Origin of the sequence: Luteimonas sp. MC1825, assembly GCF_014764385.1 — a bacterium.
In the GTDB taxonomy this organism is placed as follows: Bacteria; Pseudomonadota; Gammaproteobacteria; order Xanthomonadales; family Xanthomonadaceae; genus Luteimonas.
The window spans coordinates 983,881-1,004,183 of the sequence record NZ_CP061714.1; the positions used below are offsets into that span (position 1 = coordinate 983,881).

The following is a 20,303-nucleotide window of genomic DNA, read 5'->3' on the forward strand; positions in this document are numbered from 1 at the left end:
GGTCAGCCGGCCACGAGGGCGTTGAATTGCAGGATGGGCAGCATGATCGCGAGCACGATCACCGCCACCACCGCGCCCAGCACGATGATGATCAGCGGTTCGAGCAGGCTCATCGCCACGCTGGTGAAGGTGTTGAACTCGCGTTCCAGGTAGTCCGCGGCGCGGTCGAGCATCGGTGCCAGGCGGCCGCTGTCCTCGCCGCTGGTGGCCATGTACAGCAGCGTCGGCGGGAACACGCCGGCGCGTTTCATCGCGCTGGACAGGCTGCCGCCCTCGCGGATGACCTCAACCATGGCGCCCGTGGCCTCGCGCAGCACGCTGTTGCCCACGGTGCGCGCGGTGATCGCCAGGCCTTCGATCAGCGGCAGGCCGCTGTCGGCCATGGTGGCGAGGGTGCGCGCCATGCGTGCAGCGTGCACGTCGCGCAACAAGCGGCCCAGCCCGGGCGATTTCAGCAGCGCGGCATCGAACGTGCGCCGCGGGCCGGGCCGGCGCAGCAGGCGCGCAGTCGCCACGCCCAGCACCGCCAACAGCGCGAGCACCGGCAGGCCCCATGTGGCCATGGCGTCGGACACGCCGATCACGATCCGGGTCAGCAGCGGCAGCTCGCGGCCCATGGATTCGAACTGTTCGACCACCCGCGGCACCACGAACGCCATCAGCGCGATCACCACCAGCACCGCGGTCAGTGCCAGCGCCGCCGGATAGACCAGCGCCGAGACCAGCTTGCCGCGCACCTGCTGCTCGTGTTCCTGCAGGTCGGCCAGGCGCTCGAGGATCGCCGGCAGGGCGCCGGTGCCTTCGCCGGCGGCGACCATCGCGCGGTACAGCGGCGGGAACGCCTTGCCTTGGCGCGCCATCGCGTCGGACAGGCGGAAGCCTTCCAGCACATGGGCGTGGGTGGCCATCACCACCCGGCGCACGGCGGGGCGCTCGGCCTGGCTGCCGATGGTGCGCAGCGCCTCTTCGAGCGGTGCCACCGCGACCAGGGTCGCGAGCTGGCGCGTGAGCAGGGTCAGGTCCTTGGCGCTGAAGCGGCCACGGCCCGGCGCAGTCGTCGCCGCCGTGGTGGTGGCCGGCTCAACGCGCACCGGGAGCAGACGCCGCCGTTCCAGGACGCGCCGCGCATCGGCCGCGCTGCCGGCCTGCACCACGCCTTCGCGGCTGCGGCCCTCGACGTCGTAGGCGGCGTAGTCAAACGCCGGCATGGTCGGACTCCTGGCGGGTGACGCGCATGGCTTCCTCGAGCGTGGTCTCGCCGCGCAGCACCGCGGCGCGCGCGGCGTCTCCAAGGCGGCCGGTGCTGGCGAACGCGGCCGCGGCCAGCGCGTCCTCGTCGGCCTCGGCGCCGATCAGCTGGCGCATGCGCTCGTCGACGGTGAGTGCTTCGTGGATGCCGATGCGTCCGGTATAGCCGGCGTGGCTGCACTGCGCGCAGCCGACCGCGCGGTATACCACCGCGCCGGTCGCGTCAGGCTGGCCCTGGGCGGCGAGCAGGCGCGCGGTCGCGGCATCGGCCACCACGGGTTCGCGGCAGCGCCGGCACAGCCGGCGCAGCAGCCGCTGGGCCAGCACCAGGCGCAGGGTGGAGGCGAGCAGGAACGGCTCGATGCCCATGTCGCGCAGGCGGGTGACGGCACCAGGCGCGTCGTTGGTGTGCACCGTGGACAGCACCAGATGCCCGGTGAGGCTGGCCTGCACCGCGATCTGCGCGGTCTCCGGGTCGCGCACTTCGCCGACCATCACCACGTCCGGGTCCTGGCGCAGGATCGCGCGCAGGCCAGCGGCGAACGTCATGCCGACGCGGGCGTTGACCTGGGTCTGGCCGACGCCGTCGATGGCGTACTCGATCGGATCCTCGACGGTGAGGATGTTGCGCCGCCCGTCATTGAGCGTGGCCAGCGCCGCGTAGAGCGTGGTGGTCTTGCCGGCGCCGGTGGGGCCGGTGACCAGGATGATGCCGTTGGGCACGCGCAGCGCGCGCTGCAGCGCGTCCAGCACGTCCGGCTGCATGCCCAGCTCGGCGAGCGGCAGGCCGCCCTGGTCCTTGTCGAGGATGCGCATCACCACGCGTTCGCCGCCGCGCGCGGGCAGTGTGGACACGCGCACGTCCAGCGCCTTGCTGCCCATCGTCAGGCCGATGCGGCCGTCCTGCGGCACGCGCTTTTCGGCGATGTCCAGGCGCGCCATCACCTTGACCCGCGACACCAGCAGCGGCGCGATGCGCGCCGGCAGGCGCAGCGCCTCGCGCATCACGCCGTCGACGCGCATGCGCACCACCAGCGCGGACTCGAACGGTTCGACGTGCACGTCGGACGCGCCGCTGCGCGCGGCTTCGGCGATCAGGCCGTTGATCAGGCGGATCACCGGGGCGTCGTCCTGCGCTTCCAGCAGGTCGGCGCTCGCGGGGATGTCGTCGGCCAGCGCGTCGAGGTTGCCGGGCAGGTCGAGATCCCCGGCGCCCGCGGCCAGCGCGGCGTCGGCGTACAGCTCCGACAGCCGGCGGTCGAAGGCGGAGCGTGGCAGCAGCTCGACCTCGAGCGCGCGCCCGAGACTGCGGCGTGCTTCGAGCAGTGCAGCGGGATCGGCGTCGTCGCACAGGCCCACGCGCGCGGTCGCCTCGCCGATGCCGAGCAGCAGCACGCCGTGGCGCTTGGCGAAGGCATAGGTGAAGGCGGGCAGCGGCTCGCTCATCGCGCGGTGTCGGTCCCGGCGGGCAGTGGCGCGGCGTCCGTGGTCGGTGCCGGAGGCAGGGGCATCGCGCCAGGCGTGGCGGCGGGCGCCGGCATGGTCGGCGGCGTGGTGCGCAGGTAGTCGCGCACCAGCGCTTCCAGTGCCGCCTCGCGCTCGCCGGAAACCGGCCCCTGGCTGCGCACCATGTAGTCGTAGCGCGGCGCGGTCATCGCCTGCGCCTCGCGCGCGCTGCGCACGATGGTCGGGCGGATGAAGATCATCAGGTTGGTCTTGTCGCTGGAGCGCGACTTGTGCCGGAACAGGTTGCCGATGATCGGGATGTCGCCGAGCAGCGGCACCTTGTCGACGGTGTTGCGGTCGCTCTGGTCGAGCAGTCCGCCGAGCGCGACGATCGCGCCGTCGTCCACCAGCACCCGCGTCTCGAGCTCGCGCTTGTTGAGCACCAGCTCCGAGAAGTCCTCGCTCACCGGCCCGGCGATCGAGGAGACCTCCTGGCGCAGGGTGAGGGTGATGCCGCCGCCGGCGTTGATCTGCGGCGTGACCTCGAGCTGGATGCCGACGTCCTGGCGCTGGATGGTGCGGAACGGGTTGCTGTTGCTGTCGCCCAGCACTTCGCCGGTGGTGGTGGGCACTTCCTGGCCGACCAGGATCCGCGCCTCCTCGTTGTCGAGGGTGAGGATGGACGGCGTCGACAGCAGGTTGGACGCCGTGTCGCTCTTCACCGCGTCGATGATCAGGCCGAAGGTGGCGTTGTCGTTGCCGCCGGCGATGCCGCCGAGGGCGCCGTTGAGGCCGAGCAACGACTGCACCGCGACGTTGCGCGCGAGGTCGAGCACGGAGTCCTCTTCGTCGCCGCCATTGTTGGCGTTGCGCGCGCGCTGCGCGGCCACGCCACCGGCGATCGGCATGATGCCCGGGTTCGCGCCGGGGAACTGGGTGGCGAGGAACGGAATGTTGCTGCCTTCCTTGCCGGCGATCAGCAGCTGCGCGCCGAGCCTGCGCGCGGCGTTGTCGGAGATCTCCACCACGATCGCCTCCACCAGCACCTGTTCGCGGCGGGTGTCGAGCTGGGTGATGACCTCGGCCAGAAGGCGTTGGGTCTCGGGGTCGGCGTTGATGATCAGCGAGTTCGAGCCCGGGTAGCGCACGATCGTCGGGCGCTTGCCCTGGCTGCCGGTGATCACCGTGGCGGTGGCGGCGTCACCCGCCTGCGCCGGCGCCGCGACGGCGGTGCCGTCCCCACCATCTGTGGCCTGGCCGACGAGCTGCTGCAGCACCGGCAGCAGCTGTTCGGCGCTGGCGTGCTGCAGCTTGACCACGCGCACGTTGCCGGTGCGCTCGGCGCGGCGGTCGAGCTCGAGGATGGTCTGCACCACGCGCTGCACCACGCGTGGATCGCCGCGCACCACGATCGAGTTGCTGCCCTCCACCGGCAGGATCGACAGCTGGCCGTTGCGCGCTTCACCGCCGCTGGCGAACAGGCCGCCGACGGTGGCGGCGACCTCGCGCGCGGAGCTGTTGCGCAGGGTGATGGTGTCGATGCTGGCGGTGTCGCTGTCGATCTGTGCCACCAGGCCGCGGATGCGGCGCACGTTGTCGGCGTAGTCGGCGACCAGCAGCGCGTTGCCCTGCGGCGTGGGCACCACCACGCCGCCGCGGCCGACCAGTGGTTTCAGTGTCTCCGCGGCGATGCGCGCATCCACCATCGCCAGCGGCAGGACCTGGGTGGTGAACGCGGAGCCACCCGAGCCCCCGCCGGGCTGCTGCGCGGCGATGTCGTCGGGCACCACGCGGTAGGCGCCGCTGCCGGCCGGTACCGCCAGCAGGCCGTTGGCGCGGAGCACCGCCAGCAGCACGCCGAGCAGTTCGGCCTCGTCCATGGCGCGGTCGCGGGTGACGCTGACGCTGCCCTGCACGCGCGGGTCGATGATGAAGGTGGTACCGGTGGCGCGTGCCACGTCCTGGATGAAAGCGCGGATGTCGGCGTCCTGCGCGGTCACGGCGGCGCCGGCGGCGGACGCCTGCGCTAGTGCGACGGTCGGCGACGGCAGCGCGAGCGCGATGACGAGGGCGGTGGCGAGGAGTCGCTGTTTCAAGGGGTGTCTGCCTGCAGGGTCGTGGTGTGCGTCGTTCCGTCGCGCGCGTAGGTGAGGGTGATCGTGCGGCTGCCCGCGAGTTCCGCGGGCAGCGCGGCGTACCGCTCGGGGGTGAGCGCCTGGCCATTGACCGACAACAGCACGTCGCCGGCCTGGAGGCCGGCCTGGCGCAGGACCGCACCGTCGCCGCGCGGGATCACGCTGTAGCCGGCGGGCTGGCCGTCGTTGGCCTGGACGGGGCGAAGTCCCGCCTGCGCGAGCAGTTGCGCGGGATCGACGTTGGCCGCGCCGCCGGTGGGGGCGGGTGCGCGCGCTGCCGGCAAGGCCGCCGGCGCCTGGCGTGACGCGGCCGAGGGCGTGCCGCCTGCCGGCGCGGCGAAGCGCAATTCGCTGCGGGTGCCGGACGCCGCCAACGTCACATGGCCATGTGCGACCGCGACGAGCACGACGCCGGGCGCGACTTCGTCGCCGACCACGAAGGCCTGCTGCCGCCCGTCCTTGCCGGCGATGATCGCCGCGCCGGCACCGGCATCCATCGCTGGACGCGCAGCGTGCAGACGCAGACCGGAGCTGTCGGCCGACGCATGCACGGTGGCGGTTGCAGGGTGGAAGGCGTCGAGGGCAAGGCGTTCGGGGCGCGCCGCGGCGATCGAGGCGCGCGGCAACGTCGGCGCCGCGCCAACGGGTGCAGGTGGCACCAGCAGCAGCCAGGCCAGGCGGGCGGCCTGCACGGCCAGCAACGCGATGACGGCGGCCGTGGCCACGCGGCGCAGGAGCCCCGCATCGCGGGCGCGGGCGAGCAGTGCGTGCGGGGCTTGGAGGGCGAACGACGTGGCCAATGACGGACTCGGCGGCGCGGCGGATCCGCGCGGTGGTCAGATCATGCGAACGTTTGGTGACAATCCGGTGTCAATTGACATGAAACCGTCGCAAGACTGCAGGGAACGCAAAAGGGCGGGACCTCGCGGCCCCGCCCCCTGTCGGACGGTGGCGTGCTCAGAATTCCGCGGACAGGCTCAGCGAATACGTCACGCCCGGGTCGTAGCGCAGCACGTGCACCTTCTGCCCGCCGCGCTCCTGGTATTCGTCGAACTCGGTGTCGAGGATGTTGCGCGCGGCAAAACCCAGGGTCATCGCGGTGTCGCCGAGGTTGAAGCCCTTGCGCAGCACGAAGTCGAGCGTGGTGCCCGGCTCCTGCATGTAATCGGGCTGGCCGGGGCGGCCGCGTGCGGAGACGCGCTCGCTGACATGGTTCGCGATCAGCGTCGCCTGCAGGCCGGTGGCCTCGTTCTCCACGCCGAACTGCAGGTTGGCGATGTGCTCGGACTGGCCCTGCATGTCGCTGCCGTCGCGCACGAACAGCCGCGCGTCCACCGGCGCGGGGTAGCCGAAGGGCTGCACCGTGTCGCCTTCGTCGGCATTCACCTCGGACTGCGACCAGGTGTAGTTGGTCGCCAGGTACAGCCGGTTTGCGCCCCACCAGTCGGCGGCGAACACATCGTCGAAGTACTTCTTGAACTCCACTTCGGCACCATAGACCGTGGCTTCCGGTGCGTTGAGGAAGCTCTGGAAGATGGTGCCGCCGCCGCCGACGTTGATGTTGGTCTCGATCGGCTTGTCGATGGTCTTGTGGAACGCGCCGACCGTGAAGTATTCGCCCGAGCCGAAGAACCACTCGTGGCGGACGTCGAAGTTGGTGAGCTCGCTGTCCACCAGGTACGGGTTGCCGTAGAACTGGCGGAAGCTGTCGGGATCGCTGTACTGCTGCGGTGCCATCTCGCGGAACTGCGGGCGGGCGATGGTGCGCGAGGCACCGAAGCGCAGCTGGCGGTTGTCGGCGATGTTCCAGGTCAGGGTCAGCGCCGGCAGGAAGTAATCGTTCTCCAGCGGCGCCGGGGCGGCCTGGGCGATGCCGGTGATGACGTCGTACGGGGTCACCGACTGGGTCGCGTCCTCGTAGCGCACGCCCACGGTGGCGCGCAGGTTGGCGGTGATCTCGCCTTCCGCCTGCAGGTACAGCGCCTTGACCTCGAGCGCGGCGTCATAGGACGAGGCACCGAACCCGCCGGTGGTCTCGCGCAGCCGCAGCAGGTCCTGGCTGAGGTTGTAGTCCGAGAACAGGTAGTCCGGCCGCTGGTAGCGGTTGTGGAAGGGCAGGGCGCCGTCGAGCGCGAGGAACTTGAACTCGCGGGCCCACGCATTGCGCTCGTTGTCCATGTACGCGCCGCCGAAACCGAGCGTCAGGTCGCGCTCGACCGGCACCCGCCAGGTGACGTCGAGGCCGGCGCTGTCCACGGTATCCTCGACCGCGCTGAAGCGGGTGTAGTTCTGCACGCGCGAGGCGTCGTGGCTCCAGTAGCCGTCGACGTTCTCGTAGCGGATGCCCTTTTCGTAGGGCATGTCGCGGGTGGCGCGCGCGGTGGCGGCGCGCCATTCGATCTTCAGGTCGTCGTATTCGCCGAAGGCGTGGCTGCCGGTGAGCTGGTGGTTGATCAGCTCGCGCTCGAACCACTCGGTGTAGTCGTCGCGCGCCTCGAAGCCGGCGAGGTTGTCCACGCCGGAGCGGCTGCGCGCCTCCTTGATGGTGTCGTGCACGTACAGGGTGGTCAGGCCGAGCTTGTTGCCGCCCCACTCGTAGCCGGCACCGAGCAGCACATTGGTGCGTGCGTTGTTCTGGGTGGAGAGGAAATCGTAGTCGGAGTCGTATTCGACGACATCGTTGACGAACACGCCCTGCTGCTGGTCGCCGAAGCGGGTGCGCCAGGTGTTCTCGAATCCGGCCACGGCGATGAAGCCGATGCGCGCGTCCTCGCCCATCTCGGCCGTGTAGCCGGCGCTGGCGCCGACGTTGCCGTCCGGGTTGATGCTGTCGTTTTCCTGCAGCAGGTTCAGGTTGGCGTTCTGGAAGCTGCGGCCGATGCGGCGGATGTCTTCGCGGCTGAAGTCGCCGCCCAGGTCGACGCGCTGGCCGGTGGCGATCGCGTCCTGGAGCGCGCGCGGCATCTTGCGGGTGCCGTCGTCGTAGCCCGACCAGTCATCCTCGGAGCCGTAATAGGTCAGGCCCTTCTCGCCGGTGGTGACGCTGTTGCCGCCGCCGCCGACGCTCAGTTTGAAGAACGGCGCGTCGGGAATGGTCAGCGACTGCAGGTCGATGATGCCGCCGCCGAACTCGCCGGGGTACTTTGCCGAGTAGGTCTTCTGCACGGTCATGCCCTGCAGCACCTCGGCCGGGAACAGGTCCAGCGGCACCACGCGCTGCATCGGCTCGGGGCTGGGCAGGGGCGAGCCGTTCAGCAGCGCAGACGAGTAGCGTTCGCCGAGTCCACGCACGTAGACGAACTTGTCGTCGACGATGCTCACGCCCGAAACCCGCGACAGTGCCGCGGCGGCGTCGCCGTCACCGGTGCGCTCGAAGTCCTCGCGGGTGATGAACGAGGCGACTTCGGCGGTCTGCAGCATCGGTTCGGGAATGTATTCGCCACGCACCTCGACCGCGTCGAGCTGGGCTGGCGTGGAGGCCGCCTGCGCGGCGGCGTCCTGCGTGCCGGCCGCCTGCGCGAGCGTGGCCTGCACGATGGTGGCCTGCGCCGGAATGGCGGCGTCACCGCGTGGCGAGGCGGGCTGCTGGGCCCACGCGACCTGGCAGGCGAGCAGGGTGGTGATCGCGACGGACAGGCCGCTGCGTGACGGAGTGCGTTTCATGTAGTGACCTTCGCTGTGCGTTGCCGGTTGCGGCCTGGATGGAACGCGGGGCGGCCGTCATGGCCGCCCCGCGCCGAAGTGATGCCGTGTCGCATCAGTCCGTCAGCAGGACGTGTCGGCCGTCAGGCCGCAGGTCCAGCCCTGCCACCAGGTGTCGCCGGCGTTGCGCACGCCGCCGATGTAATCGACCTGCTGGAAATGGCTGTCGACCGAAGTCAGGCCCTGGAATGCCGCGACCGCGCTTTCGTTGGCGCCGTTGACGAACACGTTGGCCAGGGTCGAGGTGCCGACCGAGTTGCCGGTGCCGGAGGTGAACGCCGCCTCGGCGCGCGCGTCGGCGAACGGGGTGGGGCAGGAGAAGAACACCGAGCCGAACGTGCCGGTGGTGTTTTCGTCGGAGATGCTCAGGCACTGCAGGGCGGCGCCGGTGCCGCCGGCGGGGCGGGTGACCACGGTGTTGTAGAACGCAGCCTGCGTGCCCTGGTTGAGGGTGATCGCGGCACCGCCGCCGGCGCGGCCGACGTAGGTGAAGTTGGCCACCTTCGGGTTCGAGTAGGGCTCGCGACGGATGCTCGACCACTCGTTCATGCGGTCGCCGCCGGTGGCGCGCTGGATGACGATGCCGTACTGCAGCGCGCCGTTCCAGCCGGTGTCGGTGTCGAGGCTGTCGTCGTCGGCGCCGGTGACCACGATGTAGCGGCCGTTCACCGTGCCGCCGAACCATTCGATGCCGTCATCGGAGCTGTTGTGCACCTGCACGTACTCGAACACCGTGCCGTCGCCGACGCCACCGAGGGTAATGCCGTTGAGCTCGTTGTTGGGCGTGACCTCGAAGCCGGAATGCTTGACGCGCAGGTACTTGACGATGCCGCTGTTGTCGCGCGGCGCGTTGCCGCCGTAGAAGCCGTCGGTGCCCTCGATGGTCGCCTGGCATTCCGGCGTGCCGGAGACCGTCGTGCCCGGGCAGGCGTTGATCGGCGCGCGGCCGAGCAGCACCAGGCCGCCCCACAGGCCGATCGAGTTGGCGTTGGTCTGGCCCTCGATGTCGGCGCGTGCAGTGAGGGTGATCGGCTTGGTGGCCGTGCCCTGGGCGTAGATCTGCGAGCCGCGGTTGACGACCAGCAGGTCGGCGCCGGCGGAGCCGTACAGGGTCACGCCAGGCTCGATGGTCAGCACGCCTTCCTGGGCGCCGGCGGCTTCGTTGTTGATGTCGCCGCCCTGGTCGTCGCCGACCGCGACGCGGCCGCTGATGGCGTAGACGGTACCGTCGCGCTCCGGGACCAGCAGGTTGCCGACGATGCGCTCGGGCAGGCGGCAGGCGCGCAGCGAGCCCTCGGCGACGGTGCCGATGTTGGTGAAGCCGGTCGGGCAGTCCGCGGCGGGGCCACCGGTGGGCGGCGGCGGCGGAGGCGTGGTCGGCGGCGGCGGCGGGGCAGTCGGCGGCGGCGGCGGGAATGCGCCCTCACCCGGTGACGCGACGCGGTCGGCACCGCCTCCGCAGGCGCTGAGCGCGAGCACTGCGCCGAAAGTCGTGAGTAGGGCCTTGGACGTGTGGCGCATGGACATCGGTTCTCTCCGGAAGGGTGGTGACTGCTGGCGAAGACAGGCAGGTGTGGCGGCGTGCCTTGTCTCGCGGTTCGCCGCGCCGCTGCGGGGCGGACGTATCGGAGGCCACGATAGGGAGCGTCGATGACAGCTTTCTTGCAGTGGTGCGACATGTGCACGCCGGCGGCGTGTCATCGGTGTCATCGCACCGTCACACTGGCGCGGCCTGCTTGCAGCCCATCGCCACGAACCCCTGCAGGAACCGCTCATGGACACACCCGTCGTCGACGCCGCCCTCGTGCAGTGGCTGCTGGATCGCGTGCGTTCCGGCGCTTCGCCGGACGAGGTGCTCGGCGACATGGTCGGGCGCGGCTGGGACGGCGACGCGGCCGCGGTGGCGATCGAGGACGCGATGCGCCGCCATCTCGACGCGCACGCGCTCGATCACGGGCTGCCGCTGCCGCAGAAGGTGCCGTCGCCGATCGTCTTGAACGGACCGTCGCTCATCGATGCCGGCGACCGCGAGGTCGCGGTGCTGGCCCACCTGCTGCATCCGCGCGTGGTGGTGTTCGGCGGCGTGCTTTCGGGTGACGAATGCGATGCGCTGGTGGCGCTTGGCCGCGAACGGCTTGCGCCCTCGCCGGTGTTCGATCCGGAGACCGGCGCGGACCAGGCGCACCCGGCGCGTACCAGCGAAGGCATGTTCTTCCGGCGCGGCGAGAACGCGCTGTGTGCGCGCATCGAGCAGCGCCTGGCGGCACTGGTCGACTGGCCGCTCGAACATGGCGAAGGGCTGCAGCTGCTGCGCTACGGCCCGGGTGCCGAGTACCGCCCGCATTACGACTATTTCGATCCCGCCACCCCGGGCGCGCACGTGGCGCTGGCGCGCGGTGGCCAGCGCGTGGCGTCGATCGTGATGTACCTCAACACCCCGGCACGCGGCGGCGCGACCACGTTTCCCGACGCGCGCTTCGAAGTCGCCGCGGTGAAGGGCAACGCGGTGTTTTTCGCCTACGATCGGCCGCACCCGATGACAGGGACGCTGCATGGCGGCGCGCCGGTGGTCGAAGGCGAGAAGTGGGTGGCGACCAAATGGTTGCGGATCGGCCACCACGCGTGAGGTCGCTTGACCGCCTGTCGGCGGAACAATGCCGTCCATCGGCGCAAGCAGGGGTTGTCATAAGGGTGTAACCCACTGCGGACGCGGACATAGTGTCATCGGGTGCATTCATCCGATGCGCTGCGGCGCGGGAGCACCATCATGCAACGCACTGCGATTCCACTTTTCCTCGCGCTGGCCCTGCCGTTCGCCTCCGCCCACGCCGCGCAGCAGGTCCACACCTTCGTGCTCGACCTCGATGCCGACGGCCACATCACCCGGCTCGCGCCGCATGGCGCCGTGCCCGGTGCGGTGACCGACGCGCTCGCCGACGAGATCCGCGCCTGGGTGTTCCATCCGGGGCCGGTCGACCAGGCGGGCGCGGCCGCCCGTACCTATCTGCGCGTGGTCGTGGATGACGCGCATGGCGAACCCGGCGGCTACAGCGTGGTGTCGGCGACCACCGGCCCGGCGCTCGCCGCGACCACCGCGCCGGAGTATCCGATGCGCGACCAGCTCGCCGGCCACGAGGGCATGGTGGTGCTGAAGCTCGAGGTCGATGCCGGCGGCAACGTGCGCGCGGCCGACGTGCACGCGGCCACCGGCTCGGTGTCGCGGGCGATGGCCACCGCTGCGGTGAATGCATCACGCCAGTGGCGCTTTGCCACCGAAGGGGTGGGCGGCGCGTCCGTGGCGGCAACGCTGCTGTGGCCTGTGTGTTACCTCGGCGCCCATTCGACGCCGGAGGCCTGCAGCTGGACCGGGCCGGACGACCAGCGCTTTTCCAGCAAGACGGTGCTGCCGCTTGATCCGCGGGTCACGCTGGTGTCGCAGGCCTCGCGCTGAGCCCGCGCTGGCGCTAGCCCTTCATCCGGCGATCCCAGGCGTCTTGTCCGGATACGTGCACAGGTCGCGCAGCACGCAGGCCGGGCATTCCGGCCGGCGTGCCTTGCACACGTAGCGGCCGTGCAGGATCAGCCAGTGGTGGGCGTCGTGCAGGTAGTCGCGTGGCACGCGGCGCAGCAACCGGTCTTCGACCGCGCGCACGTCCTTGCCCTGCGCGAGCCCGGTGCGGTTGGACACGCGGAAGATGTGCGTGTCGACCGCCATCGTCGGCTCGCCGAATGCGGTGTTGAGCACCACGTTGGCGGTCTTGCGGCCGACGCCGGGCAGCGCTTCGAGTTCTTCGCGCGTGCGCGGCACCTCGCCGCCATGGCGCTCCAGCAGCAGCCGCGCCATCGCCGCGACGTTCGCGGCCTTGGCGTTGAACAGGCCGATGGTGTTGATGAACGGCTTCAGGCCATCCTCGCCGAGCGCGGCGATCGCGGCAGGCGTGTTGGCCACCGGGAACAGCCGCCGCGTGGCCTTGTTGACGCCGACGTCGGTGGCCTGCGCCGACAGCGTCACCGCGACCAGCAGTTCGTAGGGCGTGGTGAACTCGAGCTCGGTGGCCGGCGTCGGGTTGAGTTCCTTCAGCCGCGCGAACATCTCGCCGACCGCCGCGTTGGGCATGACGCGGCCGCGACGCTCCGGAGGGCTCACGGCTTGCCCGCCATGCGGGCACGGGCGCGCGCCAGTGCCGCGGCCGCGGCGGCGGGAAGTGCGGGCGGCGACGCCGGCAGCGTGCCGGCGCCCGTCGTTGTCGAAGACGCGGCAGGCAGGTCCGCCGATGGCGCGCCGGTCGCGGGTGGCGCGGCGCGCGCGGCCTTGCGCGCGGCGGCGCGGCGCGCGAGCCGGGCGACACGCGCCAGGTAACGCTCGCGCGCGGCCCAGGCGACGAGCAGGCGGTCGCGCGCCGCGGCGAGTTCGGCGTTTTCGTCGTTGGACAGCGCGGCGCACGGGGTGAACCGGGCCAGGCCGGCTTCGATGGCGGCATCCAGATCGTCGCCACGCACCAGCCGCAACAGCGCGCGCGCAGCCACCGCGGGGCCGCGCGGATCGCTCTCGTCGCCTGCGCCCGCCGCCACGCCGTGCCTCAGCGGTTTTCGAACGCCGGCTTGCGGCGCTCGAGGAAGGCGGTCATGCCCTCGCGGGCGTCGCCGGTGGAGAACACCAGGCCGAACTGCGCGCTCTCGTATTCCAGGCCGTCATCGATCGCGCACTCGCCGCCGACATGGATGGCATCGAGGATGGCGCGCATCGCCAGCGGTGCGCCGGTGGCGAGCCTTGTTGCGAATTGCATGGTCTCGGCCTCCAGTTCGGCCGCCGGTACCACGCGGTTCACCAGGCCCAGCGCCAGCGCGCGTGCGGCATCGACCGGCGCGCCGCCGAGGGTGAGTTCGAGCGCGGCGGCGCGGCCGGACAGGCGCAACAGGCGCTGGGTACCGCCGAAACCGGGCAGCAGGCCCAGCGTGACCTCGGGCAGGCCGAGCTTGGCCGTGTCGGCGGCGATGCGCAGGTGGCAGCACATCGCCAGTTCCAGGCCGCCGCCCAGCGCAAAGCCGTTGACCATGGCCACGACCGGCTTGGGCATGCGTTCGATGCGCCGCATCAGGCGCTGGCCGACCAGCGAGAACTCGCGGGCCTCGACCGCGCTCAGCGCCGCCATCTCGGCGATGTCGGCGCCGGCGACGAACGCCTTGGCGCCACTGCCGGTCAGCACCACGGCGCGCACGCCGGGATCGGCGGCCGCGCTGTCGAAGGCGCCATGCAACGCCTCCATGGTGGCGCGGTTCAGCGCATTCAGTTTTTCCGGGCGGTTCACGGAAATCACGCGCACGGCGCCGTGGTCGGAGGTCAGCAGCAGGGAATCGGTCATGCGGGGTCTCTGGCAGCGGCGCGGCGGGCGTGGGAACTCGGCGCCGCAGGCGTGGTCGGATCGGAAGGTCGTCAGTGGCGGTTAAGCACTGTGGCCAGTATCCTACCGTGTCCAACCGGGCGGCCAGACCGCCCCGGCTTGTTTCGGACCCCACCCAGTTTCGCAATCCCGGAGAGTCCCCAGAATGAAGTTGCGCTTGCTTGCTGCCGCCATCGCGGCCTTTACCCTGGTCGCGGGCACCGCCGCCGCGCAGGACACCACCTCCGAGAAGGGGAAGCTGAGCTACGCGATCGGCTACAACACCGGCGCCGAACTTGCCGACCTCACCGCGCGTGGCGAAGCGGTCGACGTCAACACCGTCATCAAGGCGCTGCAGGACGGCTACGCGAAGAAGGAGCCGACCGTCGGCGTCGACCAGCTGCGCGTGGCCGTGGAAAACATGCAGAAGCGCCAGCAGGCCAAGATGGAGGCGGAATTCGCCAAGCTGAGCTCCGCCAACAAGACCGCGAGCGACGCGTTCCTGGCCCAGAACAAGTCCAAGGCAGGCGTGAAGGAACTCCCGGGCGGCGTGCAGTACCGCGTCATCGAGGCCGGCAACGGCGCCAAGCCCACCCAGGCGAGCGACGTGCAGCTGACCTACAAGGGTTCGCTGCCCGACGGCACCGTCCTGGTCGACACCAGCCAGGTGGCGGCCGGCCAGACGCCGGGCCCGGTGGCCCTGAAGGTGAGCCAGGTGCCGCTGGACGGCCTGCGCGAGGCGCTGCTGCAGATGCCGTCGGGCGCGCGCTGGGAAGTCGTGATCCCGGGCAACAAGGCCTACGGCAGCGACATGCGTGCCGGCCGCATGGCCAACCAGGCGGTCGTGTTCGACGTCAAGCTGGTCAGCGTCAAGTAAGCGCCACGGGGCGGCGACGCCCCGGCGGCAACAGGCGCGGCCCAGCAGGCTGCGCGGTGAACCTGGACGCGCCGGCCTTCGAGCCGGCGCGTCCGCATGTGGGCCGCGCGGATCCGCGCAGCCCGCGCCTTCCGGAACCCCCGATGACCACCGCCTTCCGTGCCGTCCTCAGTCCCTGCACCGGCGTCTGCACGATGGCCGACGACGGCTATTGCGACGGCTGCCACCGCAGCGGCCACGAGATCGCCGCGTGGCTGGCGATGGGCGACGACGAACGCCTCCGCATGATGGAAGACGTGCTGCCCGCGCGCGAGGCGCGCCGCGGCTGATGGAGGCCGCCTTCGCCGATGCCCTGCTGCAGGCGGCGCTCAATCCGCCTGGCGTGGTGCCGGCGGGGCCCGCCTGGAACCTCCACGACCTGCATGACCTGCTGCCCGCCGACGCGCGCCTGGTCGATGCCGCCGTGCTGGTGCCGCTGATCGGCGATGCCGATACCGGCGTCATCCTCACCCGTCGCCACGACGGGCTGCGCCATCACGCGGGCCAGGTCAGTTTCCCGGGTGGTCGGGTGGATCCTGGCGACGATGGGCCGGTGGCGGCCGCGCTGCGCGAGGCGGAGGAGGAGATCGGCCTGGCACCGGCACAGGCGCGCGTGCTCGGCTATCTCGATCCCCTGGCCACCGTGACCGGCTTCCGCGTGCTGCCGGTGGTGGCGCGCATCCCGGCAGGCTTCGAACCACGACCCCGGCCGGGCGAGGTGGCCGATGTGTTCGAGGTACCGCTGGACTGGCTGATGGCGCCGGAGAACCTCGACAGCATCGCCATCGAGTTCGCGGGCCGCGCGCGCGAGGTGTTCGAATACCGCCGCCACCAGCGGGCGCCCGAGCAGCGCATCTGGGGCGCGACAGCGTCCATCCTGTACAACCTGCGGCAACGCCTGCAGGCCGCCGGAGGCCGGTGATGAATCCGCATGAGACCTGGACCACCCTGGTATCGCCGACGCAACTGGCCGCCCGCCTGGGCACGCCCGGACTCGTCGTCCTCGATGCGCGCTTTGCGCTCGCCACGGCCTCCGGTGCCGGCTCGGGCGAGGCGGACTGGCGCGTGGCGCATGTCCCGGGTGCGCACTACGCGCATCTCGAACGCGATCTGTCGGGCGCGCATGCGCCGGGCGCGGGCCGGCATCCGTGGCCGGGCGAGGCGGCATTTGCGCGCACGTTGGCCGGGTGGGGTATTGCCGGAGACAGCCAGGTGGTCGTTTACGACGCCGCCGACGGGGCGTTCGCCGCGCGCGCGTGGTGCCTGCTGCGCCTGGCCGGGCATGCGGCGGTGGCGGTGCTCGATGGCGGCCTGGCCGCGTGGCGCGCGCAGGACCTGCCGCTCGATGCCGCCTCCCCCCTCGTTCCGCAGTCGGTGGCGCAGCCGCTGGCCTTTGACCGCAGCCGACTGTTCGATGCCGCGCGCGTGCAGGCGCATCTTGCGGAGGGCGGCCTGCTGCTCGATGCCCGCGCCGGCGAACGCTACCGCGGCGAAGTGGAGCCCATCGACCGCGTGGCCGGCCACGTGCCGGGCGCACGCTCGCGGCCCTACGCGGCCAACCTCGAGGACGGGCGCTTCAAGTCGTCCAAGCGACTTGCGAGCGAGTTCTCCACGCTGCTCGACGGACGCCCGCCGGGCGACGTGGTGGCGATGTGCGGGTCCGGCGTGACGGCCTGCCACCATCTCCTGGCCATGGCGCATGCCGGGCTTGATGGAGCCGGGCTCTACACCGGCTCATGGAGCGGCTGGATCGAGGATCCCGCGCGGCCGGTGGCCACCGGTTCCGGTTGAGCGTCACTTCTTGCCGAGGCGCTCCACCAGCGCTCGCAACCCTGCCTGGGTGTCGGGCGCGTACCAGTCTTCGATGAAGCGATCGAGACCGATGTGTTCCGGTTCCAGCGCCGCGAGCAGGTCGGCGCGGGCGATCGCGCGCGTGCGCAGCACCGGATCGCGCGGCAGCTGCAGCAGCGCTTCGAGCCACGCGCGGGCGCGCACCACGACCTCGTCGATCTCCGCCAGTTCGTCGACCAGCCCGATCGCCAGCGCGCGCTCCGATTCCACCAGTTCGCCGCCCACCAGCAGCCGCTCGGCGCGGTTGACGCCGACCGCGCGGCGCAGCAGGCGCTGGATGCCCTCCGGCGCCACCAGCCCCACCTGGGTCTCGTTGAGGCCGATGCGGTACCCGCCGCTCGCCATCACCCGGTAGTCGCAGCACAGCGCGAGCACGCAGCCGCCGGCGGGCGCGTGCCCGGCCAGCGCCGCGGCGACCGGCACCGGCGACAGCGCGAGCGCGCGGGCCGCGGCGAAGAACTCCGTCCACGCGGCGCCAACTTCGTCCGGCGACTGCAGCGACATCAGGTACGGCACGTCGAGGCCGGCGGAGAACACCTTCGGTCCACCCGACAGCACGATGCCGGCCGCGCCCGCGGCCACGGCCGCCGGCACCGCGTCCGCGATCGCCCGGCAGAGCTCGGGGTTCAGCGCATTGACCGGCGCGCGCGCAAGCCGCAGTTCGATGATGGCGCCGTCGTGGCGGATGGTGTCGATGATGGCCGGCATGCGGATGCTCGTAAGCGGATCGGGCCGATATCATAGGCACATGGACAAGATGCTTCGCTCCCTGCCGCTTGCGCTCGCGCTGCTCGCACTGGCCCCCTCGGCGGCCGCGCAGGACGCCGCCGCCGGCTGCCTGCCGCGCGTGGTCGACGGCTGGCTGCGGCCGCCACCGGTGCCGATGCCGATGCTGGCCGGCTTCGCGCGCATCGTGAATCCCTGTGCGACCGCGGTGCAGGTCGTTGCGGCCTCGGGCGCCGGATTCGGCCGTGTCGAGATCCACGAGACCACGCTGGCCGACGGCGTGAGCCGCATGCGCGCGGTGCCGTCGCTTGCGATCGCCGCGGGTGGCGAGGCCGTGCTGGAGCCCGGGGGCCTGCACCTCATGCTGATGCGTCCGGTCGCCACCCCGGCTGCCGGCCAACGCGCGGTGCTGCGGTTCGTGCTCGCCGACGGCCGCACCATCGAGGGCGCATTCGAGGTGAGGTCTCCCCGCGCACGCTGAGCGGGCCGGTGGCGGGCAGCGCGAAGGGCCGAAGTACCGGTCGCCTGCATGCGCCTGTGCGGATGTGGAACACGTCGCCGGCCGCCGCCGGGCCGCCGTTGCCCGCGCCATGGCGCGCTCCGGGCAGCCTGCGCCCCCGGCTTCTGCGCGCCGCCTGCCAGCGCGTGCTGCAGGAATGAAACGTATTGCCTGCGCTGGCTCGCCCGTGGCCATGCCTGCGGTCCAGGCGCCGCGTAAAAAATCACTGGAATCAGTTGCTTGCATCTCCTTTCCGGAGTTGGCATCGATCCTGCAAAGGATGATCCGTGGCGCCATCCACGCGGACCTCCCCACGCGAGACGGCGCGACATCCCCCAAGGAGAACGAGATGCGCATCCGTAAGAGCATGATGGCCGTGGCGGTGTTGTTGGGTATCGGCATGACGGCGCCGGGTTGGGCCCAGGACCAGACCGAAACCGGCCGCGGCGACAACAACGCGACGAACGAAGAAGACAACAGCAGCGGTGACAACCGCGACCACGCCGATGCCGCATTGGGCCTTGGCATGTCGAATGCCTCGGCAGCCAACGCCAGCACCGCGACCACCGAGGTCAACAGTTCGTTCAACAGCAACCGCGCGATCGCCAAGACCTACCTCGAAGGCACGGTGACCGGCAACCTCATCTTCGGCATCGGCAACAGTGCCAGCAACAGCGGCGACGCCAGTGGCGCGCGCGGCGGCGATGGCGGCGAAGGACGCGGCGGGCGCGGCAGCGGCGGCGACGGTGACGGCGGCAACGGCGGCGACAGCGGTGACGGGTATGCCCTCAGCGGACGCGACGGCGATTCCGGCGCCATCGGCATGAACGGTGCGGGCAGCGATGCGGACTCGGATTCCACGGCCGATTCGCGCGCGCGCGCGCGTGAGCGCGGCGCGGGTGATGCGAGTTCCGACTCGTCCGCCACGTCCGACAGCAGCGCGACCGCGGATGCGACCGCCACCGGCGGCGCGACCACGGCCAGCAACGACGGCAGCAGTGGCAACGCGAGCACCACGTCCGGCACTGGCGGCAACGGCGGGTCCGGCACCGGCGGCGCGGGCAATGGCGGTGACGGCACCGGCGGCAGCGGCGGCGACGGCGGCAGTGGCGGCAGTGCCTGGGCCGACGCGGGCTCGTTCGACATGTCCAACTCGATGGATGGCACGGCCAATGCCGCTGCGGGGCTGATGGTGATGGCGCAGAACAGCGGCGCCTCCTCGTTGATCCAGCAGGGCGTGACGGTGCAGGCCAACCTCAGCGTGGGCGGTCCGTGACCTGAGCGTCTGACCGGATGTGTGCGCCGCGGCATGTCCGCGGCGCACCCGCGCTGCGCCCAGGAGCAACCGCCATGCCTGCTATCGCGATCTTGATCATGGCCGGCGCCGTTGCGCTGGCGTCACCGGCGCCGGATACGGCTGCCGTGGCCGGCCTCGGGCCGGTTGTCAGTGGGGACGCGCTGCAGATGCAATCGGGCAACGTCGGCCTGGATCCGGGCATCCTGGTCGAAGTCGACAACGCCGGCACCGTGACCGGCAACGTCGCACACGACAACGTGACCGGCCAGAACGTGGTCGGTGGCGGCGCGTTCGGCAATGCCGCGGGCATCAGCACCGTGATCCAGAACAGCGGCAACAACGTGCTCATCCAGAACGGCACCGCGGTGAACGTGCAGTTCGGCGGACCGGCCCCGTGACGCCGCGCCTGGCCGCGCCGTGCCTCGTGCTGGCCGTCGCCGGCCTGCTGCAGGCGGCCGCACCGTGCGGCGCCAGCGGTTCACCTGCCGAGATCCGCGTACCCAACGGCGGCAGTTACGCAATTCGCGTCACCAGCCTCAAGGAGGCGCGCTACCGCACCACCATCCGCCAGCAATACGACTTCAGCTGCGGCTCCGCGGCGGTGGCCACGCTGCTCACCTACCAGTACGGCCAGCCGGTTGGCGAGGCCGACGTGTTCAAGGCGATGTACGCGCGCGGCGACCAGGCGCGCATCCGTCGCGAGGGTTTTTCACTGCTGGACATGCGCGAGTACCTGCAGGCGCGCGGCTACGAGGCGGACGGCTTCGAACTGCCGCTCGACAAGCTGCTGGAAGAGGGCCTGCCGGCGATCATCCTGATCAACGACCGCGGCTACCGCCACTTCGTGGTGGTCAAGGGCATGCGCGACGGGCGCGTGCTGCTCGGCGACCCGGCGCGTGGCACGCGGTTGCTCAAGCGTGGCGACCTCGAGCGGCTGTGGGACAACCGGGTGTTGTTCGTCGTGCACAACCGCCGCGAGCTCGCGGCATTCAACGCTTCACGCGACTGGCGCGCCGCGCCATTGGCGCCCATCGCCCTGGCCGTGCAGCGGCAGGGACTTCAGGACGTGGTGCTGAGCCGCCGCGGACCGGGGGATATCTGA

Annotated in this window: 18 protein-coding genes and 1 pseudogene; 9 read left to right on the top strand and 10 right to left on the bottom strand. The window is 71.3% G+C overall.

The genetic code is table 11. From position 1 onward, the window contains the following. Window positions 1–2: 2 nt before the first annotated feature. The 6 genes from gspF to IDM46_RS04575 form a co-directional block, all read right to left on the bottom strand. Window positions 3–1,208 (bottom strand): type II secretion system inner membrane protein GspF, encoded by a 1,206-nt coding sequence (gspF, locus tag IDM46_RS04550; protein ID WP_185114935.1) that lies wholly within the window; start codon window positions 1,206–1,208, stop codon window positions 3–5. Then, the gene (gspE, locus tag IDM46_RS04555; RefSeq protein WP_185114936.1) at window positions 1,195–2,694 is read right to left on the bottom strand and encodes a type II secretion system ATPase GspE; all 1,500 of its coding nucleotides are present in this window, start codon (window positions 2,692–2,694) and stop codon (window positions 1,195–1,197) included. The genes gspF and gspE overlap by 14 nt, the downstream gene beginning before the upstream one ends. Beyond that, on the bottom strand, window positions 2,691–4,757 hold the full coding sequence (gene gspD / locus IDM46_RS04560; RefSeq protein ID WP_223878054.1) for a type II secretion system secretin GspD: 2,067 nt from the start codon (window positions 4,755–4,757) through the stop codon (window positions 2,691–2,693). Before gspD ends, gspE begins: the two co-directional genes overlap by 4 nt. A gap of 29 nt (window positions 4,758–4,786) precedes the next feature. Beyond that, window positions 4,787–5,629, bottom strand: coding sequence for a type II secretion system protein N (locus tag IDM46_RS04565; RefSeq protein ID WP_185114938.1), 843 nt, complete (start codon window positions 5,627–5,629; stop codon window positions 4,787–4,789). Window positions 5,630–5,786: 157 nt separating this feature from the next. Further along, window positions 5,787–8,492 (bottom strand): TonB-dependent receptor, encoded by a 2,706-nt coding sequence (locus IDM46_RS04570; protein ID WP_185114939.1) that lies wholly within the window; start codon window positions 8,490–8,492, stop codon window positions 5,787–5,789. 102 nt (window positions 8,493–8,594) lie between these two features. Further along, window positions 8,595–10,058 (bottom strand): hypothetical protein, encoded by a 1,464-nt coding sequence (locus IDM46_RS04575; protein WP_182822022.1) that lies wholly within the window; start codon window positions 10,056–10,058, stop codon window positions 8,595–8,597. 247 nt (window positions 10,059–10,305) lie between these two features. Between IDM46_RS04575 and IDM46_RS04580 the strand changes: the two genes are divergently transcribed. Then, complete coding sequence (locus IDM46_RS04580; RefSeq protein WP_182822020.1) at window positions 10,306–11,157, top strand: 2OG-Fe(II) oxygenase; 852 nt, start codon at window positions 10,306–10,308, stop codon at window positions 11,155–11,157. A 141-nt stretch (window positions 11,158–11,298) separates the two neighbouring features. Beyond that, on the top strand, window positions 11,299–11,982 hold the full coding sequence (locus IDM46_RS04585; RefSeq protein ID WP_185114940.1) for a TonB family protein: 684 nt from the start codon (window positions 11,299–11,301) through the stop codon (window positions 11,980–11,982). Between the two features lie 21 nt (window positions 11,983–12,003). Here the strand turns inward: IDM46_RS04585 and nth are convergent, their stop codons facing one another. From nth to IDM46_RS04600, 3 genes are read right to left on the bottom strand one after another with little or no spacing between them, the layout of a single operon-like run. After that, complete coding sequence (gene nth / locus IDM46_RS04590; RefSeq protein ID WP_185115261.1) at window positions 12,004–12,648, bottom strand: endonuclease III; 645 nt, start codon at window positions 12,646–12,648, stop codon at window positions 12,004–12,006. A 26-nt stretch (window positions 12,649–12,674) separates the two neighbouring features. Beyond that, the gene (locus IDM46_RS04595; RefSeq protein WP_182823774.1) at window positions 12,675–13,058 is read right to left on the bottom strand and encodes a hypothetical protein; all 384 of its coding nucleotides are present in this window, start codon (window positions 13,056–13,058) and stop codon (window positions 12,675–12,677) included. A 53-nt stretch (window positions 13,059–13,111) separates the two neighbouring features. Continuing rightward, window positions 13,112–13,894, bottom strand: coding sequence for an enoyl-CoA hydratase-related protein (locus IDM46_RS04600; RefSeq protein ID WP_185114941.1), 783 nt, complete (start codon window positions 13,892–13,894; stop codon window positions 13,112–13,114). A 184-nt stretch (window positions 13,895–14,078) separates the two neighbouring features. On the opposite strand from IDM46_RS04600, the gene IDM46_RS04605 reads away from it, so the two are divergent. The 3 genes and pseudogenes from IDM46_RS04605 to IDM46_RS04615 all read left to right on the top strand — a co-directional run bounded on the left by IDM46_RS04605 (window position 14,079) and on the right by IDM46_RS04615 (window position 16,619). Beyond that, entirely contained in the window at window positions 14,079–14,789 is a 711-nt protein-coding gene (locus IDM46_RS04605) for an FKBP-type peptidyl-prolyl cis-trans isomerase N-terminal domain-containing protein (RefSeq protein WP_182822013.1), read from the top strand. 143 nt (window positions 14,790–14,932) lie between these two features. Next, window positions 14,933–15,750: pseudogene (locus IDM46_RS04610) on the top strand (CoA pyrophosphatase). Then, entirely contained in the window at window positions 15,750–16,619 is an 870-nt protein-coding gene (locus IDM46_RS04615; RefSeq protein WP_185114942.1) for a sulfurtransferase, read from the top strand. The pseudogene IDM46_RS04610 and the gene IDM46_RS04615 overlap by 1 nt, the downstream one beginning before the upstream one ends. A 3-nt stretch (window positions 16,620–16,622) precedes the next feature. Here IDM46_RS04615 and IDM46_RS04620 read toward each other — a convergent pair whose 3' ends face one another. Continuing rightward, complete coding sequence (locus IDM46_RS04620; RefSeq protein WP_182822009.1) at window positions 16,623–17,387, bottom strand: enoyl-CoA hydratase/isomerase family protein; 765 nt, start codon at window positions 17,385–17,387, stop codon at window positions 16,623–16,625. A gap of 40 nt (window positions 17,388–17,427) precedes the next feature. On the opposite strand from IDM46_RS04620, the gene IDM46_RS04625 reads away from it, so the two are divergent. From IDM46_RS04625 to IDM46_RS04640, 4 genes are all read left to right on the top strand, one after another. Then, the gene (locus IDM46_RS04625) at window positions 17,428–17,886 is read left to right on the top strand and encodes a copper chaperone PCu(A)C (RefSeq protein ID WP_185114943.1); all 459 of its coding nucleotides are present in this window, start codon (window positions 17,428–17,430) and stop codon (window positions 17,884–17,886) included. A 367-nt stretch (window positions 17,887–18,253) separates the two neighbouring features. Then, window positions 18,254–19,180 (top strand): hypothetical protein, encoded by a 927-nt coding sequence (locus IDM46_RS04630; RefSeq protein WP_185114944.1) that lies wholly within the window; start codon window positions 18,254–18,256, stop codon window positions 19,178–19,180. A gap of 74 nt (window positions 19,181–19,254) precedes the next feature. Beyond that, entirely contained in the window at window positions 19,255–19,599 is a 345-nt protein-coding gene (locus IDM46_RS04635) for a carbon storage regulator (RefSeq protein WP_182823966.1), read from the top strand. Beyond that, window positions 19,596–20,303, top strand: a complete 708-nt coding sequence (locus tag IDM46_RS04640; RefSeq protein WP_223878027.1) for a C39 family peptidase — start codon at window positions 19,596–19,598, stop codon at window positions 20,301–20,303. Before IDM46_RS04635 ends, IDM46_RS04640 begins: the two co-directional genes overlap by 4 nt.

Coding starts and splice junctions, on each gene's coding strand:
- gspE (WP_185114936.1), bottom strand. CDS start 2,694: ATGAGCGAGCCGCTGCCCGCCTTCACCTATGCCTTCGCCAAGCGCCAC.
- gspF (WP_185114935.1), bottom strand. CDS start 1,208: ATGCCGGCGTTTGACTACGCCGCCTACGACGTCGAGGGCCGCAGCCGC.
- IDM46_RS04575 (WP_182822022.1), bottom strand. CDS start 10,058: ATGTCCATGCGCCACACGTCCAAGGCCCTACTCACGACTTTCGGCGCA.
- IDM46_RS04620 (WP_182822009.1), bottom strand. CDS start 17,387: ATGCCGGCCATCATCGACACCATCCGCCACGACGGCGCCATCATCGAA.
- IDM46_RS04630 (WP_185114944.1), top strand. CDS start 18,254: ATGCGCATCCGTAAGAGCATGATGGCCGTGGCGGTGTTGTTGGGTATC.
- IDM46_RS04625 (WP_185114943.1), top strand. CDS start 17,428: ATGGACAAGATGCTTCGCTCCCTGCCGCTTGCGCTCGCGCTGCTCGCA.
- nth (WP_185115261.1), bottom strand. CDS start 12,648: ATGCCCAACGCGGCGGTCGGCGAGATGTTCGCGCGGCTGAAGGAACTC.
- IDM46_RS04570 (WP_185114939.1), bottom strand. CDS start 8,492: ATGAAACGCACTCCGTCACGCAGCGGCCTGTCCGTCGCGATCACCACC.
- IDM46_RS04600 (WP_185114941.1), bottom strand. CDS start 13,894: ATGACCGATTCCCTGCTGCTGACCTCCGACCACGGCGCCGTGCGCGTG.
- IDM46_RS04605 (WP_182822013.1), top strand. CDS start 14,079: ATGAAGTTGCGCTTGCTTGCTGCCGCCATCGCGGCCTTTACCCTGGTC.
- IDM46_RS04615 (WP_185114942.1), top strand. CDS start 15,750: ATGAATCCGCATGAGACCTGGACCACCCTGGTATCGCCGACGCAACTG.
- IDM46_RS04635 (WP_182823966.1), top strand. CDS start 19,255: ATGCCTGCTATCGCGATCTTGATCATGGCCGGCGCCGTTGCGCTGGCG.
- IDM46_RS04580 (WP_182822020.1), top strand. CDS start 10,306: ATGGACACACCCGTCGTCGACGCCGCCCTCGTGCAGTGGCTGCTGGAT.
- IDM46_RS04585 (WP_185114940.1), top strand. CDS start 11,299: ATGCAACGCACTGCGATTCCACTTTTCCTCGCGCTGGCCCTGCCGTTC.